Source organism: Spirosoma rhododendri (genome assembly GCF_012849055.1).
GTDB classification, from domain to species: domain Bacteria; phylum Bacteroidota; class Bacteroidia; order Cytophagales; family Spirosomataceae; genus Spirosoma; species Spirosoma rhododendri.
In genome coordinates, this window is record NZ_CP051677.1 from 1,658,281 (window position 1) to 1,677,881 (window position 19,601).

At 55.8% G+C, this 19,601-nt stretch carries 19 protein-coding genes; 10 read left to right on the top strand and 9 right to left on the bottom strand.

Features of this window, described 5'->3' with window-relative positions; translation table 11 throughout:
- Nucleotides 1-49: 49 nt before the first annotated feature.
- On the top strand, nt 50-580 hold the full coding sequence (locus HH216_RS06750; protein WP_169550096.1) for a YceI family protein: 531 nt from the start codon (nt 50-52) through the stop codon (nt 578-580).
- 146 nt (nt 581-726) lie between these two features.
- Here HH216_RS06750 and HH216_RS06755 read toward each other — a convergent pair whose 3' ends face one another.
- Both HH216_RS06755 and dnaN read right to left on the bottom strand, forming a co-directional pair.
- Complete coding sequence (locus HH216_RS06755) at nt 727-1,962, bottom strand: TCR/Tet family MFS transporter (RefSeq protein WP_169550097.1); 1,236 nt, start codon at nt 1,960-1,962, stop codon at nt 727-729.
- A gap of 134 nt (nt 1,963-2,096) precedes the next feature.
- On the bottom strand, nt 2,097-3,236 hold the full coding sequence (gene dnaN, locus HH216_RS06760; protein WP_169550098.1) for a DNA polymerase III subunit beta: 1,140 nt from the start codon (nt 3,234-3,236) through the stop codon (nt 2,097-2,099).
- Between the two features lie 190 nt (nt 3,237-3,426).
- On the opposite strand from dnaN, the gene HH216_RS06765 reads away from it, so the two are divergent.
- From HH216_RS06765 to HH216_RS06775, 3 genes are all read left to right on the top strand, one after another.
- Complete coding sequence (locus tag HH216_RS06765; RefSeq protein WP_169550099.1) at nt 3,427-3,936, top strand: DUF2480 family protein; 510 nt, start codon at nt 3,427-3,429, stop codon at nt 3,934-3,936.
- A gap of 114 nt (nt 3,937-4,050) precedes the next feature.
- Nucleotides 4,051-5,595: a M28 family peptidase gene (locus tag HH216_RS06770; protein WP_169550100.1), complete on the top strand. Its 1,545-nt coding sequence runs from the start codon at nt 4,051-4,053 to the stop codon at nt 5,593-5,595.
- Nucleotides 5,596-5,648: 53 nt separating this feature from the next.
- A complete protein-coding gene (locus HH216_RS06775) occupies nt 5,649-5,876 on the top strand; it encodes a DUF4834 domain-containing protein (protein WP_169550101.1) in 228 nt (75 codons plus the stop codon).
- 59 nt (nt 5,877-5,935) lie between these two features.
- Here the strand turns inward: HH216_RS06775 and HH216_RS06780 are convergent, their stop codons facing one another.
- Both HH216_RS06780 and purN read right to left on the bottom strand, forming a co-directional pair.
- The gene (locus HH216_RS06780) at nt 5,936-6,328 is read right to left on the bottom strand and encodes a hypothetical protein (protein WP_169550102.1); all 393 of its coding nucleotides are present in this window, start codon (nt 6,326-6,328) and stop codon (nt 5,936-5,938) included.
- A complete protein-coding gene (purN, locus tag HH216_RS06785; RefSeq protein WP_169550103.1) occupies nt 6,325-6,909 on the bottom strand; it encodes a phosphoribosylglycinamide formyltransferase in 585 nt (194 codons plus the stop codon). The genes HH216_RS06780 and purN overlap by 4 nt, the downstream gene beginning before the upstream one ends.
- Before the next feature lie 202 nt (nt 6,910-7,111).
- Here purN and HH216_RS06790 point away from each other — a divergent pair, with 202 nt between their 5' ends.
- The 4 genes from HH216_RS06790 to HH216_RS06805 are packed head-to-tail and all read left to right on the top strand — an operon-like array spanning nt 7,112 to nt 9,686.
- Nucleotides 7,112-7,738, top strand: a complete 627-nt coding sequence (locus HH216_RS06790; RefSeq protein WP_169550104.1) for an ABC transporter ATP-binding protein — start codon at nt 7,112-7,114, stop codon at nt 7,736-7,738.
- Between the two features lie 8 nt (nt 7,739-7,746).
- On the top strand, nt 7,747-8,469 hold the full coding sequence (locus tag HH216_RS06795) for a peptidylprolyl isomerase (protein ID WP_254448714.1): 723 nt from the start codon (nt 7,747-7,749) through the stop codon (nt 8,467-8,469).
- 45 nt (nt 8,470-8,514) lie between these two features.
- Complete coding sequence (locus tag HH216_RS06800) at nt 8,515-9,426, top strand: SDR family oxidoreductase (protein WP_169550105.1); 912 nt, start codon at nt 8,515-8,517, stop codon at nt 9,424-9,426.
- Entirely contained in the window at nt 9,423-9,686 is a 264-nt protein-coding gene (locus HH216_RS06805; RefSeq protein ID WP_169550106.1) for a DUF167 domain-containing protein, read from the top strand. Before HH216_RS06800 ends, HH216_RS06805 begins: the two co-directional genes overlap by 4 nt.
- Here HH216_RS06805 and HH216_RS06810 read toward each other — a convergent pair.
- On the bottom strand, nt 9,676-10,716 hold the full coding sequence (locus tag HH216_RS06810) for a chemotaxis protein CheB (RefSeq protein WP_169550107.1): 1,041 nt from the start codon (nt 10,714-10,716) through the stop codon (nt 9,676-9,678). The genes HH216_RS06805 and HH216_RS06810 overlap by 11 nt on opposite strands.
- Before the next feature lie 97 nt (nt 10,717-10,813).
- Here HH216_RS06810 and HH216_RS06815 point away from each other — a divergent pair, with 97 nt between their 5' ends.
- Complete coding sequence (locus tag HH216_RS06815; protein ID WP_169550108.1) at nt 10,814-15,763, top strand: CheR family methyltransferase; 4,950 nt, start codon at nt 10,814-10,816, stop codon at nt 15,761-15,763.
- 93 nt (nt 15,764-15,856) lie between these two features.
- Nucleotides 15,857-16,288, top strand: coding sequence for a response regulator (locus tag HH216_RS06820; protein ID WP_169550109.1), 432 nt, complete (start codon nt 15,857-15,859; stop codon nt 16,286-16,288).
- Here the strand turns inward: HH216_RS06820 and HH216_RS06825 are convergent.
- The 4 genes from HH216_RS06825 to HH216_RS06840 form a co-directional block, all read right to left on the bottom strand.
- The gene (locus HH216_RS06825) at nt 16,275-16,742 is read right to left on the bottom strand and encodes a response regulator (protein WP_169550110.1); all 468 of its coding nucleotides are present in this window, start codon (nt 16,740-16,742) and stop codon (nt 16,275-16,277) included. The genes HH216_RS06820 and HH216_RS06825 overlap by 14 nt on opposite strands.
- A gap of 232 nt (nt 16,743-16,974) precedes the next feature.
- On the bottom strand, nt 16,975-17,748 hold the full coding sequence (locus HH216_RS06830) for a polyprenol monophosphomannose synthase (RefSeq protein ID WP_169550111.1): 774 nt from the start codon (nt 17,746-17,748) through the stop codon (nt 16,975-16,977).
- A gap of 82 nt (nt 17,749-17,830) precedes the next feature.
- Nucleotides 17,831-19,177, bottom strand: a complete 1,347-nt coding sequence (gene hemG, locus HH216_RS06835; RefSeq protein ID WP_169550112.1) for a protoporphyrinogen oxidase — start codon at nt 19,175-19,177, stop codon at nt 17,831-17,833.
- Complete coding sequence (locus tag HH216_RS06840) at nt 19,174-19,557, bottom strand: DUF4296 domain-containing protein (protein ID WP_169550113.1); 384 nt, start codon at nt 19,555-19,557, stop codon at nt 19,174-19,176. Before HH216_RS06840 ends, hemG begins: the two co-directional genes overlap by 4 nt.
- Between the last annotated feature and the right edge of the window lie 44 nt (nt 19,558-19,601).

Below are 19,601 nucleotides of genomic sequence, written 5' to 3' on the forward strand. Positions count from 1 at the left end.
TTCTCTGCGTTCTCCGTGCCTCTGTGTTGGAAATAAAACCATACATACCATGAAATTCCTGCTCGTATTCCTTTGCCTCGCTATGCCGATGGCGAAGCGCAAGATAATGGCCGACAAAGCCGCGTCGACAGTGACGTATTCGGCCAAACACCCGCTCCACAAGTGGGATGGCGTTAGCCACGATGTAAACTGCGCGATGATCTACAACGACGAAACGAAGCTGCCGGAAAGTGTGGCCGTGTCGATCAAAGTTGCTTCGTTCGACAGCGACAACAACAACCGGGATTCGCACGCGATGGAAGTGCTCGACAGGATCAAATACCCGAACGTCACGTTCGTCAGTTCCGACATCAAACCGGGTAGCGACGGGCAGTTAGTGGCGAAAGGCACGCTGACGTTTCACGGTGTCGCCAAAGCCGTGACAATACCCGTCACGCGGAAAGAAACGGGTAGCGCGATGACGCTGACCGGCGAATTCCCCATCAGCCTGACTGAATACAAAGTTGAACGGCCGTCGTTGATGGGTCTGAAAACCGAGGACGATATGCTGCTGAAAGTCAACGCCGTGTTTAAACTGTAGGGGCTGGAAGAGAACACAAAATACGCTTTGTCATTCCGACGCAGGAGGAATCTTCGATAAGAAGGAAAATTAGCTGCCTGCTACGGGAGATTCCTCCTACGTCGGAATGACAAAATGCGCGCAGGAAGTAAATCCTGTCAGGTCTGTTACTGTGCTACAGCCTCCGTTTTCTTAGCAGTTCGGGCAAAATTCCGCCGGGCCAGGGCGGCACTGATCAGAGTCAGCGAGGCCCCCAGCGCAAATGGCGCCCCCGGAAAATATGTGGGTGCTATTGGGCTGGTGAAGAAAGAAAACAGGTTAGTCATGATCAGCGGACCCACAATCGATGTCACGCTGGTCAGGCTGGCCAGGGCACCCTGTATCTCGCCCTGTTCGCTGGGAAGTACCTGATTCGAGATAATGCCCTGCACCGACGGTCCGGCAATGCCGCCCAGCGCGTAAACACCCAGAAACGCAAACATCATCCAGCTTTGCGACGCGAAGGCAAACAGTATAAAGCCGAGCGAACTGAACAGCAGCCCCACGTAGACCGAGCGCTCCTGCCCAAGTTTGGGAATGATAACCCGACTCAGGACGCCCTGCACGACAGCGAACGACAGGCCGATGGCTGCCAGCGATAACCCAACCATTTTCTCATCCCATTTGAACTTCTCCATCGTGTAGAACGTCCAGGTGCCCTGCACGGCGAATCCGGCTATGTAAATGAGCACTAGCGACGCAACCAGCCCCAGGATGACCGGATAGCGCTTCAGGTTTAGCAACGAGCCGATCGGGTTGGCCCGCTTCCAGTTGAACGGTCGCCGGTTTTCGGGGGACAGCGATTCGGGCAGAACAAACAGACCGTAGACGAAATTGAGCAGGGTTAGGCCTGCCGATACGAAGAAAGGGACACGTGGGCCGTATTGCCCCAGAAAACCGCCAATGGCCGGCCCCAGAATAAACCCAACGCCGAATGCCGCACCGACCAGACCAAAGTTTTGAGCACGCTTCTCCGGCGTGCTGATGTCAGCGATGTACGCGTTTGCTGTTGTGAAGCTGGCCCCGGTAATCCCCGCCAGTATTCGCCCGATGAACAACCATTCAATCGTCGGCGCAAATCCCTGAAAGAGATAGTCGATACCAAAGCCAAACAGCGAGAAGAGTAGTACCGGCCGTCGCCCGTAGCGATCGCTTAACCCGCCGAGAACGGGCGAGAAGACAAATTGCATCAGTGCGTAGACGAAGCTCAGAAAACCACCATACTGGGCCGCCTGACTAATGTTGCCGCCGATGAGTTGCTCGATCAGCTTTGGAAAGATCGGGATGATGATGCCAATGCCCGTCACATCGAGCAATAGCGTAATGAAAATAAACGTCAGCGCCGGGGCAGTACGTTTAGGCATGAGGGAGGAGTTATGGAGTTGTAGAGTCGTAAAGTCGTAGGGTTGTAAAGTTGCTGGCGCGTCAGCCCATCCGGCGGTAGCTCCGTGCGTCAGCAACTTTACAACCCATACAACTTTACGACTCTACAACTTTTTTAAGCGTAGGTATTGAGCATTACTGGCATTACCAGCATCAGAATATCCTCGTTTTCGTCTTTATCAGCGGGAATCAGCAGACCGGCGCGGTTTGGAGCCGATAGTTCCAGCGAAATCATCCGGGCACTGATGTTGCTCAGCATTTCGGCCATCAACTTGGCGTTGAAACCGATCTCCATCGCGTCGCCGTCGTAGTCGCATAGCAGTTTTTCGTTGGCTTCGTTCGAGTAGTCGAGGTCTTCGGCCGAGATCGTCAGGGAGTTGGTCTTCAGCGACAGCCGAATCTGGTGCGTAGTCCGGTTGGCGTAGATCATAATCCGCTTCAGTGAGTTCAGCAGATCGGTCCGGCCGATGGTCATCACGTTCGGGTTGTTGGTCGGAATGGCGTTTTCGTAGTCGGGGAACCGCTCGTCGATCAGGCGGCAGATCAGCTGCGTTGGCCCAAACGTAAACGACGCGTTCGCCTGGCTGAACTCCGCCGTGACGGGAACGCCTTCCGGCAACGACGCCTTCAGCAACTGGAGTGCCTTGCGTGGAATAATGATCGAACTGGCCGATGGTGTGCCGAGATCAGTCCGGCGGTAGCGGATCAGGCGGTGCCCATCGGTAGCGACGAACGTTGTACTGTCGCTGCCGAGTTGCAGGTAAACCCCCGTCATGGCTGGGCGCAGGTCGTCGGTGCTGGTTGCAAAGACCGTGTTGTTGATGGCGCTCAGGAGCACATCCGAGGTCATCTCAACCGACTGGGTTTTCGTGACGGTCGGCAACTTGGGGAAGTCGATCGGGTTTTCGCCCGACAGTTTATACCGGCCGTTGTCAGTCAGGATTTCGGTGCCGAACGTGTCGGTGTCGATATTGATGGTAACCGGCTGTTCGGGCAGGCTGCGCAGCGTGTCGAGCAGTAGCTTGGCTGGAATGGCAATTGAACCGCTCTCGCTCGCGTCGACCGGAATCTGCGTGGTCATGGTCGTTTGCAGATCCGAGGCTGTAATCGTCAATGTGCCGCCCGCAGCATCCGGCCCGGCATCGATACGAAACAGGAAGTTTTCGAGGATCGGCACAATCGGGTTGGTTGCCACGACGCCGTTAATATTCTGGAGGTTCTTGAGCAGAACCGACGAGGAGACGATGAATTTCATAGGCCGACTGGTTGGCTTTTTTCTGGTAAATAAATAAGAACAAAAGTAACGAAAAAATCTGAGCCTGTGGTGCGCTGTCTGACCGAAAGAACCAATACGTTTATCTATACTGTTGACCTTAAAACGGGCTTTTTACCCAGCGGTAACTAGTTTTAGTTGCCTTCGTAATCAGTAGCTTATCAAAACGCATATGGAAACCGAAATCATAAACCGCGTAGCCAACAGCGGCCTTGTCTCGCTTGATCTGGAAGAGCTGTACCACCCCGGCGAACGGGTACTTTACGACCTGAAAGACAACCTGTACATGGGCATGATACTGCGTGAAAAAGACTTCCGGGCGTTTCTGAAAGAACACGACTGGAGTCAGTACACGGGCAAGAACGTCGCCATCACCTGCACAGAAGATGCGATCGTGCCAACCTGGGCGTATATGCTGTTGACGATTCAGCTTCAGCCTTACGCCAACACGGTCGTGTTCGGTACGCTGACCGATCTCGAAGAGAAACTGTACTTCGACGCGATCGCCCGCATCGACCCGGAGCAGTACCGCGATGCGCGTGTGGTGGTGAAAGGGTGTAGCAAGGTGCCCGTACCCGTGGCGGCTTATGTCGAGCTGACCCGCATCCTGAAACCCGTCGTGCAAAGCCTGCTCTTCGGCGAACCATGCAGCACCGTCCCCCTCTACAAACGACCGAAGTAAAGTTTTACAGTTGTAGAGTCGTAGGGTTATAAAGTTGCTGGGGCGTCAGTCCATCCGGCGTCAGCCAACTTTATAACTTTACGACTCTACAACTTTACAACTCAAAAACTCGAAATGAAGCATCTTCTCTCCGTCGCGCTGACTGCGCTGGTGCTGACTGGCGCATCCGCGCAGACGCCACCCGCCGGTAAAAAGCCGCGTACGAAAATTGGTACGACCGTTTTGCCGTTACCCGGTCGGCCCGAACTGGCGATTTCACAGGCCGAAATTGAGGCACAGATACGGTTTCTGGCTTCGGACGAACTGATGGGTCGGCGGACGGGTGAACCCGGTAATGCTGTCGCAGCGCGCTATATCGCTGAGCAATACCGGGCGATGGGCCTGAAACCAGCCGGCGATCAGGGCAATTATCTACAGCCGTTTTCGCTCGACAAAATTGGGGCAGCCCAGTCGGCAATGCTGCTGATTGGTACCGACACGCTCCGACTGGGGAAAGAACTCGTTGTGATGGCGGGTGGGCCAACCAGTCTGTCCGGCAACATCATTTACGCGGGCTACGGCCTGACCGATGGCGAAGACGGCTACAAAGGTCAGGACGTGAAAGGCCGGATCGTGGTGGTGCAGGGTGGTTCGCCAGACGCTAAAAGTCCGCGCGAAATCTTCCGGGCGGCCAGCGAGAAGCGCAAGCTGGCTGCACAGAAAGGCGCAGCGGCTGTACTTGAACTCTACAGCGAGTCGATTCCGTGGGGGTTTGTCAACCAGTATTTCAGCCGTGAGCAGGTCAACCTGCCCGTTTCGGAGAAAAGTACAGCGCCCGTCACCCACCTGTGGATCAACAACGCCAACAATCAGTATAAGCAGCTGAAGCAGACCGGGCAGGCCGTAACGCTTAAAACGTCGGGGCGCGCGCAGACGACAGTGGCAACGGCCAACGTCGCCGGTATCATCGAAGGCACCGACCCGGCCCTGAAAAACGAATACGTCATTCTGTCGGCCCACTTCGACCATGTGGGTGTCGGCAAGCAGGGCGGTAGTGCCTACGAGCCCAGCGACAGCATTTTCAACGGTGCACGCGACAATGCTTTTGGTACGGTGGCTATCCTGTCGGCAGCTAAAGCCCTGAGTCAGCAGCGACCCAAACGCTCGGTGCTGGTGCTGGCGCTGACGGGTGAAGAAGTCGGTTTGCTTGGCAGCACCTACTATGCCAGTCATCCACTGGTTCCGCTGAAGCAAACCATCTTCGACCTGAATACCGACGGCGCGGGCTACAACGACACTACGCTGGTATCGGTAATCGGGCTGGAACGGACCGGGGCAAAGGCGGAAATCGAAGCCGCTGCAAAGGCTGCCGGGCTGGGCGTTTTCGCCGAACCGGCCCCCGAACAGGGGTTGTTCGACCGCTCCGACAACGTCGCGTTTGCCGCTAAAGGTATTCCGGCACCGACCTTCTCACCGGGCTTCAAAACCTTCGACGAAGCCATCGGCAAGTATTACCATCAGGCTATCGATAATCCCGAATCGCTCGACATGAACTACGTCTACCGGTTCTGCGAAGCCTATGCCCACGCGGCCCGCCTGATTGCCAACCGAACTGCCCGGCCCCAATGGTCGGCGGGTGATAAGTATGAAGCGGCCGGAAAAGCCTTGTACGGGCAGTAAGACAAACTAATCCGTCGGTCCCGGCGTTTATAGCCTATCAACGACACCCGATCATGCTGTTCAAATACCTGTTCATTATCACGCTCATCATTCTGTTTGTTCCACCTGTTCGCCGGTTTGTTTTTTACCTGCTGGTGGGTCGGCAACTGGTTAATCAGCAGAAACAGGCGAACAATGTTGAGCGTCGGCGGGAAGGTGAAATTCGGGTGGACAACAAACCCCCGAAAGGCGATGCCCCGTTCAAGGGTGGCGACTACGTGGATTACGAAGAAGTTAAATAGCGCATAGCTAAGTCATACAAAACGGGTCGGAATGCTGTCAGCAGCGTTCCGACCCGTTTTTAGTTTTGTGCTGGTTGCTCGTCGCGGTAGCGAACGGCCAGCCCGCGCATGCTGTAGCCGTTATCGGTGGCATTGGTGTAGTAGGTGTACTTGACGCCAACCAGCGCGTTGGCCCCCAGCTTCTTGGCCTGCAACGTCAGGCGGGCCAGCAGTAACTCTTTGTCCTGCATATCATTGCCGCGCTTCAGCAGCCGTTTATTCACCAGCTGCCCATCCCGCACCGGCGTTTCTTCGCTGACTTCCAGATCGCGGATCGGCTCGAACGGCCGCTCGGGTCGCTGATTATCGTAAAACACGTCGACCGGAAAGACAGGGGTGTTTTTGATGTACAGCCGGGCCGGAAAGCAGCCCGACAAACACGCGGTCAGTAGAAGCAGGCAGACGGTTTTCATGCGGTTCGATCGGGTAGGGTGGCCAACACGTCGGCGACGACGCGCGGGTAATGCTCATGTTCAAGTACCTGTACCTTCCGGGCGACGTCGTCGGGGGTATCGGTGGGCGTAACCGGGCAACGAGCCTGAAAAATGGGTGCGCCTTCGTCGTAATGCTCATTGACAAAGTGAATCGTAATGCCCGACTCGGTTTCTCCGGCGGCTACCACGGCTTCATGCACGAAATGCCCGTACATGCCTTTGCCGCCAAACTTGGGCAACAGAGCCGGGTGGATATTGACGATTCGGTCGGGGAAGGCCTGTACCAGTCCGCCGGGCATCAGCCACATGAACCCAGCCAGCACGATCAGATCGATGTTTTGTTGCTGCAACAGGCGGGTAATATGGTCGGTCTGGTAAAAGGTGGTACGGTCGAAGAGGACCACCGGAATATGGTACCGGCGCGCCCGGTCGATAACACCCGCTTTGGGGTTGTTCGACACGATCAACTCAATGGATACGTCGGCAGAACCGGCAAAATAATCCGCAATTTTCTCGGCGTTTGACCCCGAACCCGATGCAAAAATGGCAATACGTTTCACTGAAAAAGGGGTTATTGACAGGATTACAGGATTTTTAGGGTCGCTGCCTGGCAGTACTGGGTTGTTGCATAGTCTACAGCGAAGCTAGTTGTTAATGTGTTGGCACCACGAAGCAGAAATCCTGTAATCCTGTCGAAAAAACTCTGACGGGGGCAAATTACAACTTTTGCCTATTTTTGTCGGCAGTCAACCGAAGCGGCCGATGCTGGCAACCAATCAACTTACGTTCGCGTACACTTCTGACAAGCGATTCGCCTTTCCCGACGTACGCTGTGCCAACCGGGAAGCCCTGTTGATCCTGGGGCGGTCCGGGACCGGAAAAACCACTTTTCTGCATCTGCTGGCCCTACTGCTCACTCCCAAGAGTGGCTCTGTCACGATCGACAATACCGACCTGACCACCCTTAGCCCCGCGCAAACGGCCACTTTCCGCGCCCAGCATCTGGGTATCATCTACCAGAAACCGCATTTCGTCAGTTCGCTGTCTGTTCTCGATAATTTGCTGATGGCGAATTACCTGGCGGGGAAACCGCAGGATAAGAAACGGGCGACCGAGCTGGCCGGTCAGCTGGGGTTCGATGGGCAGTTGCAGAAGAAAACCAACCAGATGAGTCAGGGTGAGCAGCAGCGCGTCAGCATCGCCCGCGCCATGATGAATCAGCCCAGCGTAATCCTGGCCGACGAGCCGACGTCGAGCCTAGATGACGACAATACCGATCGGGTGGTTCGATTGCTGCGCGAACAGTCGGAGCAGATCGGGGCCAGTCTGATTGTGGTGACTCACGATCAGCGGTTGAAAGATGTGTTCACCAACCGGGTTGAACTGTGACCATACCTATGAGCCTTTCCATGCGTAGTTACTGCCTGCTGGTTTGCTGCCTGCTGTCGTTGGGTGCTACGGCGCAAAACCGGAAAAAGAAAGACTACCTCGTGTCTGTCACGACCGATTACGGGCCGATGACGCTGGTGCTGTACGATCAGACACCGAAGCACAAAGCCAACTTTATCAAACTGGTCGATCAGCACTTTTACGACGGCCTGCTGTTTCACCGGATCATCGAGTCGTTTATGGTGCAGGGGGGCGACCCCGAATCGCGCACGGCGGTGGCAGGGGCTTCGCTGGGTAACGGTGATGTCGGCTATACGATCCCGGCGGAATTCGTCCCGTCCCTGTTTCATAAAAAAGGCGTGCTGGCCGCTGCGCGGGATAACAACCCGGCGAAAGCGTCGAGCGGCTGTCAGTTTTACATCGTACAGGGGCGCGTTTGGGACGATGCCGGTTTGCAAAAACAGATCGAGCGGATAAAAAGCAATCAGGGCCACGTCCCGACACCCGAACAGCAGCAGGTTTACAAGACGCTGGGCGGTACCCCACACCTCGATGGCAACTACACCGTCTTCGGCCAGGTTATTGATGGCCTGTCTGTTGTCGATAGTATCGCCAAACAGCCTCGCGATGAGCGGAATCGGCCCAAAACAGATATCCACATGCGGATGGACGGAAACTGGGTTCGTAAGAAAAAAATTAGCAAAAAATACGGGTATTCATACCAACAGTAGGCCAAAACCGGTCTGAAATTCAGCGCCATAGCGCGTTGCCACATTATGAAAAAACGCATTCTACTGACCGGCTCCAACGGTCTGCTTGGTCAGAAGCTGGTTGGTCTGCTGACGCAAACGCCTGACGTTGACCTGATTGCTACGGCGCGTGGCGAAAACCGGTTGCCTTACGATGCCGGGTATACCTATCAGCCCATGGACATTACCGACCGGCAACAAGTGCTGGATGTGGTTTGTTCAGTACGGCCGGACGTAGTTATCCACACTGCGGCCATGACGGATGTGGATAAGTGTGAATTGCAGAAAGACGACTGCTGGGCGCAGAACGTAACGGCTACCGAATCGCTGGTCGACGCCTGCCGGGAAACGGGCGCATTTCTGGTGCACGTATCCACCGATTTTATCTTCGACGGTACGGCTGGTCCCTACGACGAAACGGCTGAAGGCAACCCTATTAGCTTCTACGGCTGGAGTAAGCTGGCGGCCGAAAGCGTTGTGCGCCACGCCGATATCAAGTGGGCCATCGCCCGCACGGTACTGGTCTACGGCATTGCCCACGATATGAGCCGCAGCAACATCATCCTGTGGGTGAAGAAGTCGCTGGAAGATGGTAAAAACATTAAGGTTGTGACGGATCAGTGGCGGAGCCCGACGCTGGCCGAAGACCTCGCGATGGGCTGCTACCTGATCGCCGATCAGCGGGCCGAAGGTATCTTCAACATCTCAGGCAAAGAAGTACTGACGCCTTACGAAATGGCGATCAAAACGGCCGACTATTTCAACCTCGACAAGTCGCTGATCGCACAGGCCGACGCGTCGACGTTCAAGCAAACGGCCCGTCGCCCGCCCCGTACCGGCTTTACGCTCGATAAGTCGCGTTCGGTACTGGGTTACGACCCCCACAGTTTTGAAGAAGGTATCGCCGTGCTGGCCGGACAGCTGAGTCAGCCCGCGTGATTGTATCCCTAAAAGTAAAGCCCGGCAGTAAAATCGATCAGTTTACGATCGATGCTGCCGGGCTGCTTACTGTTAAGCTCAAAGCACCCGCGCAAGACGGCCGGGCCAATGCTTATCTGGTTGAGTTGCTGGCCCGCGAGCTGCACGTACCCAAGTCAGCTATCACGATTACGGCCGGGTTTACCAGTCCTCACAAACGGCTGGAAATCGATGTCTCGGCCGAACGCTACAGTCAGTTTCTGGCCCGTATCAGGGGGTAGGCTGGTTGCTGCCGTCGGTGACTTCGGTAAAGCTGAGCGGCTCCTGAACAGTCGCGAACGAATGCGCGAAGCGGGCACGTTCGCGGGTTTCGCGGGCTTTGGCGAAGAATTGTTCTGATGCCTGCTGATTCCCGCCTTCGGCAAACTGCTTGCCCGACTGTTCGAGCAGGATAACCGTTTCTTCCAGGCTACGAATCGCTTTCCAGAACGATTCTTCTACTGATTTCGTCGTTTCGGCCAGCAGCGAATTAGCCGTGTAGGCATGGCCGGTGTGGCACCGGTACCGGATTAGTTTGCCTTCCTTGATGCTGACAAGGGCTCCGTTGCACTCCGGACAGGTGAGGGGCGTTAAATCGCCCATGTTCAGAATGCCAATGTCGAACGCGTTTTCCTGAGCCGCAATGTTGATCTCGGCCTCCATCCGGTCCTGCTCCTGAAACGCATCCCGCGTGGGTTCGGGGATGGGTTCGGTGACCAGCCGGGTGAGCAGTGCCGCCATATCGTTCAGGGGTACACTGTAGTCGACATCAACAAAGTCAAGAACGCTGCTGGGCATACTGGAATAGGCTGCATCGTCGGGTTGCTGCACAATAGTGATGCCGTTGAGCCGCTTGATCGACCACATCCCCGACGTACCATCGTCGAGCATACCCGTCAGCACTACGCCGATAACCCGGGCTTCGTAGGTATAGGCTGCCGAGCGAAACAGCGCGTCGATCGACGGCCGGAAGCGGTTCTCCTTCGGCCCTTTCTTAACAATGATCTGATCGTACTCGACCAGCAAATGATGATCGGGAGGAGCTATGTATATGCGGCCTGGTCGAATAAGCTGCCCGTCGGCTGGATGCTCGGCTGGCAGTGGGCCAGCCGACGACAGAATGGCGGGCAGCATGCTGGGCGAGTGGGGCGATACATGCATGACAATAAAAATGGAAGCGGGAAAATCAGCGGGCAGGGCTTCGACCAGCTGTTTCAGGGCAAAGACACCTCCCGCTGAAGCGCCAATCACGACGATATTCCGTTTTGCCATGCGAAGGGTAAATTATACTTTTATATAGAAGAGAAGAATTAATCAATCCAATCAAAACCATTTTTCGGCTTCTTAGTTTGCCGAAGGCCTACCCGACATGGCAAAAAAGAATAAAAGCAACTCATTAAGTCAACCTGATCTGTCGGCAACAGTACCTGTTGTAGCGATTGGCGCATCGGCTGGGGGGCTTGATGCCATGCGTGATTTGCTGGCCAAGCTGCCATCGGCCACCGGAATGGCTTATGTGTATGTACAACACCTCGACCCGACGAGCCCCGTAAACCCAATCGAACTGCTGGCATCGAGTACGCAAATGCCCGTCGAGGGAGCTCATCATCTGCTGATGATAGAGCCTAATCACCTTTACGTGCTACCCATCGACGAGGATCTGGACGTAGTCGACGGGGTGTTTATGCGGACCGAGAAGCAGAATAAGCCGGGTAGTTACATGCCGATAGACCGGTTCTTTCTGTCGCTGACCGAACGGCAGAAAGAAGGGATCATCGCCGTGTTGCTATCGGGAACGGCGTCGGATGGTATACTGGGACTGCGGGCAATCAGTGCCGCCGGGGGAATTACCTTCGCGCAGGATGATACGGCTCAATATCAGAGTATGCCCCGCTCGGCTATTCTGGAAGGCGTTGTCGACAAAATTCTGTCGCCTGCCGACATTGCTGCTGAGCTGGAGCGGTTGAGCCATCAGACCGGCCTGTTCCGGGAAACCATTATGCGCGAAGAGCAGGCCCCCGAATTGGCTGACCAGTTGATGAATACGCTGTCTACGGAGACGGAAGAAGATTTGCGCAACATCATCCAGCTACTGCGCCGGGCCACCGGTGTTGACTTCAGTCATTACAAAAACACCACGATTCGCCGACGGATTATTCGCCGGACACTGCTCTTCAAACTCGATTCGCTGCACGACTACGTCGGCTACCTGCGTCAGCACCCGGAAGAGTTAACCCAGCTGTACGACGATCTGCTGATCAACGTAACGAGCTTTTTTCGGGATGCCGACACGATGGATTACGTGCAGAAAGTGCTGTTGCCGCAGATCGTCCGGGAAAAGTCAGCCGACGAACCGATCCGTATCTGGGTGCCGGCCTGCTCAACGGGGCAGGAAGCCTATTCGCTGGCGATACTGCTGCTGGAGGTAATGGGCGACCGGGCGTCGAGACACCCAATCCAGCTGTTTGCCACCGACCTGAGCGAGTCGGCGGTGGCCAAAGCCCGGCTGGGTAGTTACACCCGTGGTGAAGTGATGAACGTATCGACCCGGCGACTTCAGCGGTTTTTTACCAGGGTCGACGATCAGTACCGCATCAACAAAAATGTGCGGGACCTGTGCGTATTTGCCCCCCATAACCTGCTGAAAGACCCGCCTTTCTCGCGGCTCGACCTGATTAGCTGTCGTAATCTGCTGATCTACCTCGACAATATATTTCAGCGAAAAGCGATTGTTACGTTTCATTACGCGCTCAATCCCGTCGGTTATCTGATCATGGGGAAGTCGGAAACGGTGGGCACATCGGCTCCGCTTTTTTCGCAGCTTGAGAAGAACTACAAAGTATTTGCCCGGAAAAATGACGTCGATAGCCGGACAACGTTTGCCGTGGCCTCTAGTCCGGTCGATGGCGCACATACAATGGTGCGGCTGGCGTCGCTGCCCCGGCAGGTCACGAAAGTAGGTGAGTACGCGTCTGAGCGTCACATCGCATCGTCCAGCAGCGCAGACCTGGATAAGGTCGTCGATACTATACTGCTGAGTCAGTTCGTACCGGCGAGTGTAGTCGTCAATCAGGATCTGGAAATTCTTCAGTTCCGTGGCTCAACAGGTGCGTTTCTCGAACCGGCACCGGGCAAAGCAAGCCTGAATTTGCTCAAGATGGCGCGTCCGTCGCTGGTGTTCGAACTGCGCAACATCGTCAATAAAGCCCAGAAGTCGGGTGAACGTGTCAGAAAAGGCGGGCTGGAAGTCAAGCTGCGTACTAAAGTGTACTACGTGGATATCGAAGCCGTACCGCTTGATACCGCCACTGAGGAGCGCCTTTTCCTGATTATCTTCGAGGAGGTCGACCCGCCCGTGGTGCCCAACACCCGCAATGCCGACGCCCGCAATCGCCGGATTCAGGAGCTGGAAGCCGAGCTGACGGCCCTGCGGGAAGATATGCGTTCGATTATCGAAGAGCAGGAAGCCAGTAACGAAGAACTACAGTCGGCCAACGAAGAAATCATCAGCAGCAACGAAGAGCTGCAAAGCATCAACGAAGAACTCGAAACCAGCAAGGAAGAGATTGAATCGACCAATGAAGAGCTGCTGACGATCAATCAGGAGTTGCAGGTGCGAAACGATCAGCTGTCGGAGGCCTACCAGTTTGCGGAAGATATTTTCGGTACGATCCGGGAGGCAACGCTGGTGCTTGACACCGACCTGCGGATCAAGAGCGCCAATCCGGCTTTCTACCGGTTGTTTAACCTGACGGAAGAGAGCACGGACCGGCGATTGATTTACGAACTCGATAGCCGGCAGTGGGACATTCCCGAGCTACGACTGATGCTAACCGACATTGTTACGCTGGACACGCAGTTTCAGGGTTTCGAACTGACGTACAGCACGGCTGAAATGGGCGAAAAGCGCCTGTCGCTCAATGCCCGGCGGGTCGTTCGCCAGCAGGATTCGATTCTGCTGGCCATCGACGACATTACGCAGCAGCAACGGGTGCAGCGGCTGCTGGCTGAGCGCGAAGCCTGGTTCCGGCAGATTGCTGACAATGCCCCGACGCTGATCTGGGTGACGGACGCTCAGGGCAAGTACACTTTCCTCAACAAAGTATGGTCGCAGTTTACGGGCCGCTCGTTGCAGGAAGTGACCCTGTCGGGCTGGGAAAACGGTCTGTTTGCCGACGACCAGGCGGCTTATCAGGCTATTTACCAGAGCAGCCGCAACCTAGAGGAGCCTTTTCAGATCGAGTACCGGCTGCGTCGGCACGATGGTGAATACCGCTGGATGGTCGAACATGCCCAGCCCATGTACGCGACCGACGGGCAGTTCAACGGCTACATCGGCAGTCTGGTCGACATTCACGTGCAGAAAGAAGCCAATCAGGAGCTGGATCGGCGGGTGCAGGAGCGGACGGCGGAGCTAAGCACGCTGAACGTCAACCTGGAGCGGATTAACCGGCATCTCAAGCAGATACAGGACATTTCCCAGATCGGCACCTACGAGTACGATACCGTTACGGGGCAATTGTTCCCGTCCGACGAGATGCTGGAATTCTTTGGGTACAACCACGCCGAGTTTAAGCCGACGCTGGCGTTCCTCGAATCAATTACGCATCCCGATGATATCGAGTCTGTTCAGGCGATGATCAGACAGGCGATGATCGATGGTAAGCCGTACAGCTACGTGCGTCGGATTATCCGGGCCGATGGCCAGATACGCTATCTGCTGAACCGGGCCGAACGGGTGCCGGGTATGCAAAACCGGGTGCTGGCGTCTATCCTCGATATTACCAATACCAAGCAGGTCGAAGAGCAGTTGCGGGAACGCACCAACCAGCTGATGCAAACAAACCAGCTGATGCAGATGACGCTGGAAGCCAGTAAAGCCGGGCTTGGGCACTGGGACTGGCGCAATAATCTGACCGTCTGGGACGAACGGGGCCGACAGATTATCGGCTTTACGAATGACGAACCGGTACTGAGCATCGACGACTGGATGGACCGGATTCACCCCGACGACCGGCTGCGCGTGATGAACCACGCGCAGGCCTCGATACGGAGCGGAGAGCCGTTTCTGCTCGAATACCGCGTCGTTCATGCCGATGGCAGCACCCATTACCTGCTTGGAACCGGGCAGATGCAGAAAAGCAACACTGGTGAACCGCTAAGTTCGGTGGGGCTGGTTATCGACGTTTCCGAACTGAAACAGACCGAACAGATGCTCAAGCGGACGGCTCTTAATTTGCAGGCCGTACTCAACAGCTCGAACATGGCCATCGCGTTTGTTAAGCCCGTTCGGAATGACGACAAGATCATCGTCAATTTTCAGATAGCAACCGCCAACCGGGAGTTTGCCCGGCTGGTCGACGACGCTATCGATACGCTGACCGGCCGGTATGTAACGGACCTGAGCAGCGCGCTCTGGCAGGAAGAAACGGTGGAAAGACTACGGCAGGTGCTGGCCGGGAAATCGTTTCACGAAGAGCGGTATACGCCCGATACGAAGCAATGGATACTGATTACGCTGAAAAGCTACGACGACGGAATCGTACTGACCGGGCAGGATATCACGACGCTGAAGGAAGCCGAACGGCAGCAGCATAACCTGCTCAATCAGCTGGAAGGCTCCAACGAAAACTTGCAGGTGCTGGGTCAGCTCCGTCAGCAGTTGCGCGAACGGGGCGAACTCCTGCGTAGCACTTCGCACGACCTGCGGGGTAATTTTGGCATTATCCAGGGCGCGGCCAGTTTGCTGACAATGGCCGATACCGATGAAGAACGAAGCCAGATGCTAGCCATGTTGCAGCGCAATATGCAGCAGGCGACCCGGATGCTGACCGAACTGCTCGACGTGGCCCGGCTGGAAGCAGGTCAGGAAGAGCGGCAGATTGCTGCCTTCGACGTGGCCGAACTGCTCGGCGCACTCATCGACAGCGTTCGGCCAATGGCTACCGAAAAAGGGCTGGTGCTGCAACAAACCGGACCCGCCAGTTTACCCGTGTCGGGCGACGGTACGAAAATTCACCGGATCACGCAGAATCTGCTGCTCAACGCGATCAAATACACGCAGGCGGGCCACGTAACGGTCGACTGGCAGGCCGGTCCCGACGATCAATGGCAACTGAGCGTTGCCGATACCGGCCCCGGCCTGTCGATGACTTCGTCTGCGTCTGGCGGAGAAGGAATTGGCCTGACCATAATCCGCCAGCTTTGCCAGCTCCTCGACGGGAACATGGTTATCGATAGCAAGCCGGGCGAGGGCACACGGTTCACGCTGACGTTTCCCCGGACCTACGCATCCGGTAGCAAGCGGGCCGGTCAATGAAGCTGACCGGCCCGTTGGGTTTGTTTACATACGTCGCGCCGTGACGGTATACGGGCAAGGAAGTCCAAGCTGGTAAGCAACTCGACGTCTTCCATGACCAGTACTGTTTACGTTGTTGATGACGCAGCGGAGTATCGCGGGCTCATCAAACAGATATTTCAGCAATTCTTACCACAGTATAGCGTTCGGTTTTTTGCCAGTGGCGATGAGCTGTACGACGAGCTTACCGCCGAAACGAAACCACGCCAGCCCGGCCTGATCCTGCTGGATCTGCAACTGCCCGGCCGCGACGGCTTCGCTATGCTGCAATTTATTCGGCAACCCGATCAGTGGCCGCACGTACCAGTGGTTGTTATGACCAGCATGGTTCAGCAGACTGATATAGATGCCTGCTACGAAGCCGGGGCCAGTGCAATTCTACAGAAATCCATGTCGTTTGAGCAACTTACCGACATGCTGAGAATAACCTGTACGTACTGGATTGAACTAAACCGGCGCCCCCGCATCGATACTAGGCAGTTTTAGGCAGGGTAACGGCATCCCACCAGTAGTGGCGAAACGCCGATATGCACTCGGCCCATTTGTCGAGACTGCCCGGCTTTATGATGTACGAGTTGCTACGGAGCATGTACGACTCCGTGATGTCTTCCTGATCCATCGATGCACTCAACGTGATAACCGGAATTTCGCGGTAGAGGTAGTGCGTTTTTATCAGTTGCAGCAGGTGCCAGCCGGTTTCGCGCGTGGGCAGGTAAAGGTCGAGCAGCACGAGCCGGGGTAGCTTCTGTATGTTATCTTCACAGCTGTCCAGGTACAGAAGCGCGTCGTCAGCATTGGCGACCCAGACGGGGTTGACTTCAGAAAATTGCCGTTCGAGTGCCCACTTGATGACAAGCCACTGATCTGCATTGTCCTCAACAACCAATATGGTTGATCGTCGACGTTTCTTCGACGAAACGGGGGCCATAGTCACATTCATATAGGGAGGTAGTTTCTGTTTGTACAACCGTACATAAAAGTAATATTAGCTATAATCTCCGATAAAGAAACAGCAAAAGACGGAGGTAAAATCAACTAGTAGCTGTTTGTGACAACTGTATAGCTGTCAAGTAGAGTATCGTCGGTTTTTAGTAAACTAAATAACTGACCTGCAAGTAATAACAAAAAAAGCATCCACGTTTGAGGATGCTTTTTTCATAAGAAACTATGTATTAGAGTGCGTCGACCGGCTCCTGTGCCGTAATTCCGGGCTTGCGGGGGACGTAGTGCCGGAAGAAACTACTTATCTTCATCTGGATAACCCCGAAGACCGCTTCTTTGAAAATGCGGGACGACATTTTGGAAACTCCCCTCGTACGGTCAGTGAATATAATAGGTACTTCGACCAGCCGGAAGCCGTATTTCCAGCAGGTAAACTTCATCTCGATCTGAAACGCATACCCAACAAATTTGATGGGATTATGCAGGATGATTTCCAGCACTTCGCGCCGGTAGCAGATAAAACCCGCCGTGGGGTCCATGATGCTCATGCCGGTAATAAACCGCACGTAAACACCGGCGAAGTACGACATCAGTACGCGCCCCATCGGCCAGTTGACGACGTTGACACCCCGAATGTAGCGCGACCCAACGGCAACGTCGGCACCGCCGTCGGCGCAGGCCTGGTAGAGGTTAATCAGGTCGTCGGGGTTGTGCGAAAAGTCGGCGTCCATTTCAAACAGGTACTGATACCCCCGCGAAAGCGCCCACTTGAACCCGTCTATGTAGGCGGTACCCAGCCCCAGCTTACCCCGCCGTTCGAGCATATACAGCCGCCCGGCAAATTCGTCCTGCAAGTCGCGCACCCGCTGTGCCGTACCGTCGGGCGAGCCATCGTCGACGATAAGCAGATCAAACGAAACCGGCAGACTGAATACCTTGCGAATGATGGCTTCGATGTTCTCGATTTCGTTGTAGGTGGGGATGACGACCAGACGATCTTTCACGGGAGGGAGCAGTATATTGTTAGTTAGCTATGGGCTATACGGACTTAACAGCAGTAAGCTGAATTTCCGTGCGAAATAACCGTTAAAATTTCTTAACCAGCGGTTTAGCCGCCAGTGCTGTCGCCAGCGAGCGGGCTTTGCCGATACAGTCAGACAGCGACACCCCGCCGTACCAGTTGGCGCAGATGCTGAGGTTCGGCAAGTCGAGCGCGTCGACCTGCTGGCGCACCGCTGCCAGCCGGGCGTCGTACTGCGGAATGGCTTTTTCCCACCGAAACACCGATTGCCACACGGGAGCCTGCGCCTGAATGCCGAAACCGTCGACCAGCTCCTGATGCACGCGCTGCCGGATGATATCGTCGCCCAGCCGCGCGTTGTCGACTGACTGCTGACCGCCTACAAAGGTCGTAAAAAGTACTTCATCGTCGGGGCAGCGACCGGCAAATACCGAACTACTCCAGATATGACCCGCTGAAAACCGGCTTTCTACCTTCGGGTTCAATCCCCCAAAGCCGTCGAGCGGATGGCGTACATCGGCGCGTTTGTATGCGGTGTGTACGGCTGTCATGGGTGGGTAGTTGATCTGTACCAGCGCGTCAGACAAGGCCGGGGCCAGATCGGCCAGCAGTTGCGCGGCTACGTCCGTACTTGTCGCAACAACGAGCTGATCGACACGTGTCGAACCGGAGGGCGTCGTGACGAGCCAGCCATCGGGCAGGCGCTCGACCCGGCTAACCGGATCGTTGAGCGACAGGCCAGTCAGCGATGCCGCCAGCGCATCGGTCAGCATTTGCATCCCGTTGCGAAAGCTGAACGATTGTTTCCGCTCGGTCTTGCCCTGATTTTTGATCAGCCCGCGCAGCACGGAGCCGTAGTCGCGCTCGTAGGTCAGCAACGACGGAAAGGTTTCGGCCACCAGCAGTCGCTCCGGGTCACCCGCGTAGATACCCGCCACAAAAGGCCCCAGCGCGTAGTCGACTACTTCGGGAGTGAACCGACGCCGGAAAAACTGACCCAGTGTTTCGCCGGGGGGCGAGGTAGTTTTGTTCCACAGTTCGCGCGCGGCCGCCAGTTTGGTACGCAGGCTGAAAAACGGACCGAACAGCAGGGCGGGCGGGGTGCCGGGCAGTTGCCGATACTGCCCGTTGCGGTAGATGAAGCGGTGCTTGCTGACGTCGTTGCTGAATACCAGTTCGGGGGTCAGGCCAAGGCTGTCGATCCAGCGCAGCAGCGCGCTGTCGCCCAGCAGCGAGTTGGGGCCCAGTTCACGCAGGTACGACTGCCCGTCGGGGCCGGTTTCGCGGGTCGAGCCGATGTAGCCACCCGCCCGGTTGGTTGCCTCCCAGAGGTGGTACTCGACGCCCTGCTCTTGCAGCGCATGGGCCAGCGTCAGCCCCGAAATGCCCGCGCCAATGATGCCAATGCTCATGATTTTCGCAACGAATCGCCCTGGCCGGTCTTTTTCTGCAACTGCTCGACTACCTGCTGGTATATGCGTTCGAGGTATTTCGGGTGCGACGAATAAAAAATAAAGCTCCGCGAATAAACCGACGTGTCGACCTTCATCTGCCGGAAAAGTTTAGCTTCCTGATGCTTGTAGGCCACGCGCGCCGAATCGGTCGAGGCAAGGCTGAACCGGCTCGTCTGCGCTTCGAGCAGGTGTACCTGCGTCAGAATGTTGGCCATCTGCTCTTCCGGAATCAGGTCGTCGGGCCGTTTGTCTTCCGGGGCTTCACAGCCCAGCACCAGCAGCAGGCTGAGCAGATACCAGCTGCGCCGGACGGTTTGCGTATGGAGGAATCGGTACATGTATTTTAGCCTTACTTTTGTAAGCTAATCCCAGCGGGCAAAGT

Coding starts and splice junctions, on each gene's coding strand:
- HH216_RS06750 (WP_169550096.1), top strand. CDS start 50: ATGAAATTCCTGCTCGTATTCCTTTGCCTCGCTATGCCGATGGCGAAG.
- HH216_RS06755 (WP_169550097.1), bottom strand. CDS start 1,962: ATGCCTAAACGTACTGCCCCGGCGCTGACGTTTATTTTCATTACGCTA.
- dnaN (WP_169550098.1), bottom strand. CDS start 3,236: ATGAAATTCATCGTCTCCTCGTCGGTTCTGCTCAAGAACCTCCAGAAT.
- HH216_RS06765 (WP_169550099.1), top strand. CDS start 3,427: ATGGAAACCGAAATCATAAACCGCGTAGCCAACAGCGGCCTTGTCTCG.
- HH216_RS06770 (WP_169550100.1), top strand. CDS start 4,051: ATGAAGCATCTTCTCTCCGTCGCGCTGACTGCGCTGGTGCTGACTGGC.
- HH216_RS06775 (WP_169550101.1), top strand. CDS start 5,649: ATGCTGTTCAAATACCTGTTCATTATCACGCTCATCATTCTGTTTGTT.
- HH216_RS06780 (WP_169550102.1), bottom strand. CDS start 6,328: ATGAAAACCGTCTGCCTGCTTCTACTGACCGCGTGTTTGTCGGGCTGC.
- HH216_RS06790 (WP_169550104.1), top strand. CDS start 7,112: ATGCTGGCAACCAATCAACTTACGTTCGCGTACACTTCTGACAAGCGA.
- HH216_RS06795 (WP_254448714.1), top strand. CDS start 7,747: ATGAGCCTTTCCATGCGTAGTTACTGCCTGCTGGTTTGCTGCCTGCTG.
- HH216_RS06800 (WP_169550105.1), top strand. CDS start 8,515: ATGAAAAAACGCATTCTACTGACCGGCTCCAACGGTCTGCTTGGTCAG.
- HH216_RS06810 (WP_169550107.1), bottom strand. CDS start 10,716: ATGGCAAAACGGAATATCGTCGTGATTGGCGCTTCAGCGGGAGGTGTC.
- HH216_RS06815 (WP_169550108.1), top strand. CDS start 10,814: ATGGCAAAAAAGAATAAAAGCAACTCATTAAGTCAACCTGATCTGTCG.
- HH216_RS06820 (WP_169550109.1), top strand. CDS start 15,857: ATGACCAGTACTGTTTACGTTGTTGATGACGCAGCGGAGTATCGCGGG.
- HH216_RS06825 (WP_169550110.1), bottom strand. CDS start 16,742: ATGAATGTGACTATGGCCCCCGTTTCGTCGAAGAAACGTCGACGATCA.
- hemG (WP_169550112.1), bottom strand. CDS start 19,177: ATGAGCATTGGCATCATTGGCGCGGGCATTTCGGGGCTGACGCTGGCC.
- HH216_RS06840 (WP_169550113.1), bottom strand. CDS start 19,557: ATGTACCGATTCCTCCATACGCAAACCGTCCGGCGCAGCTGGTATCTG.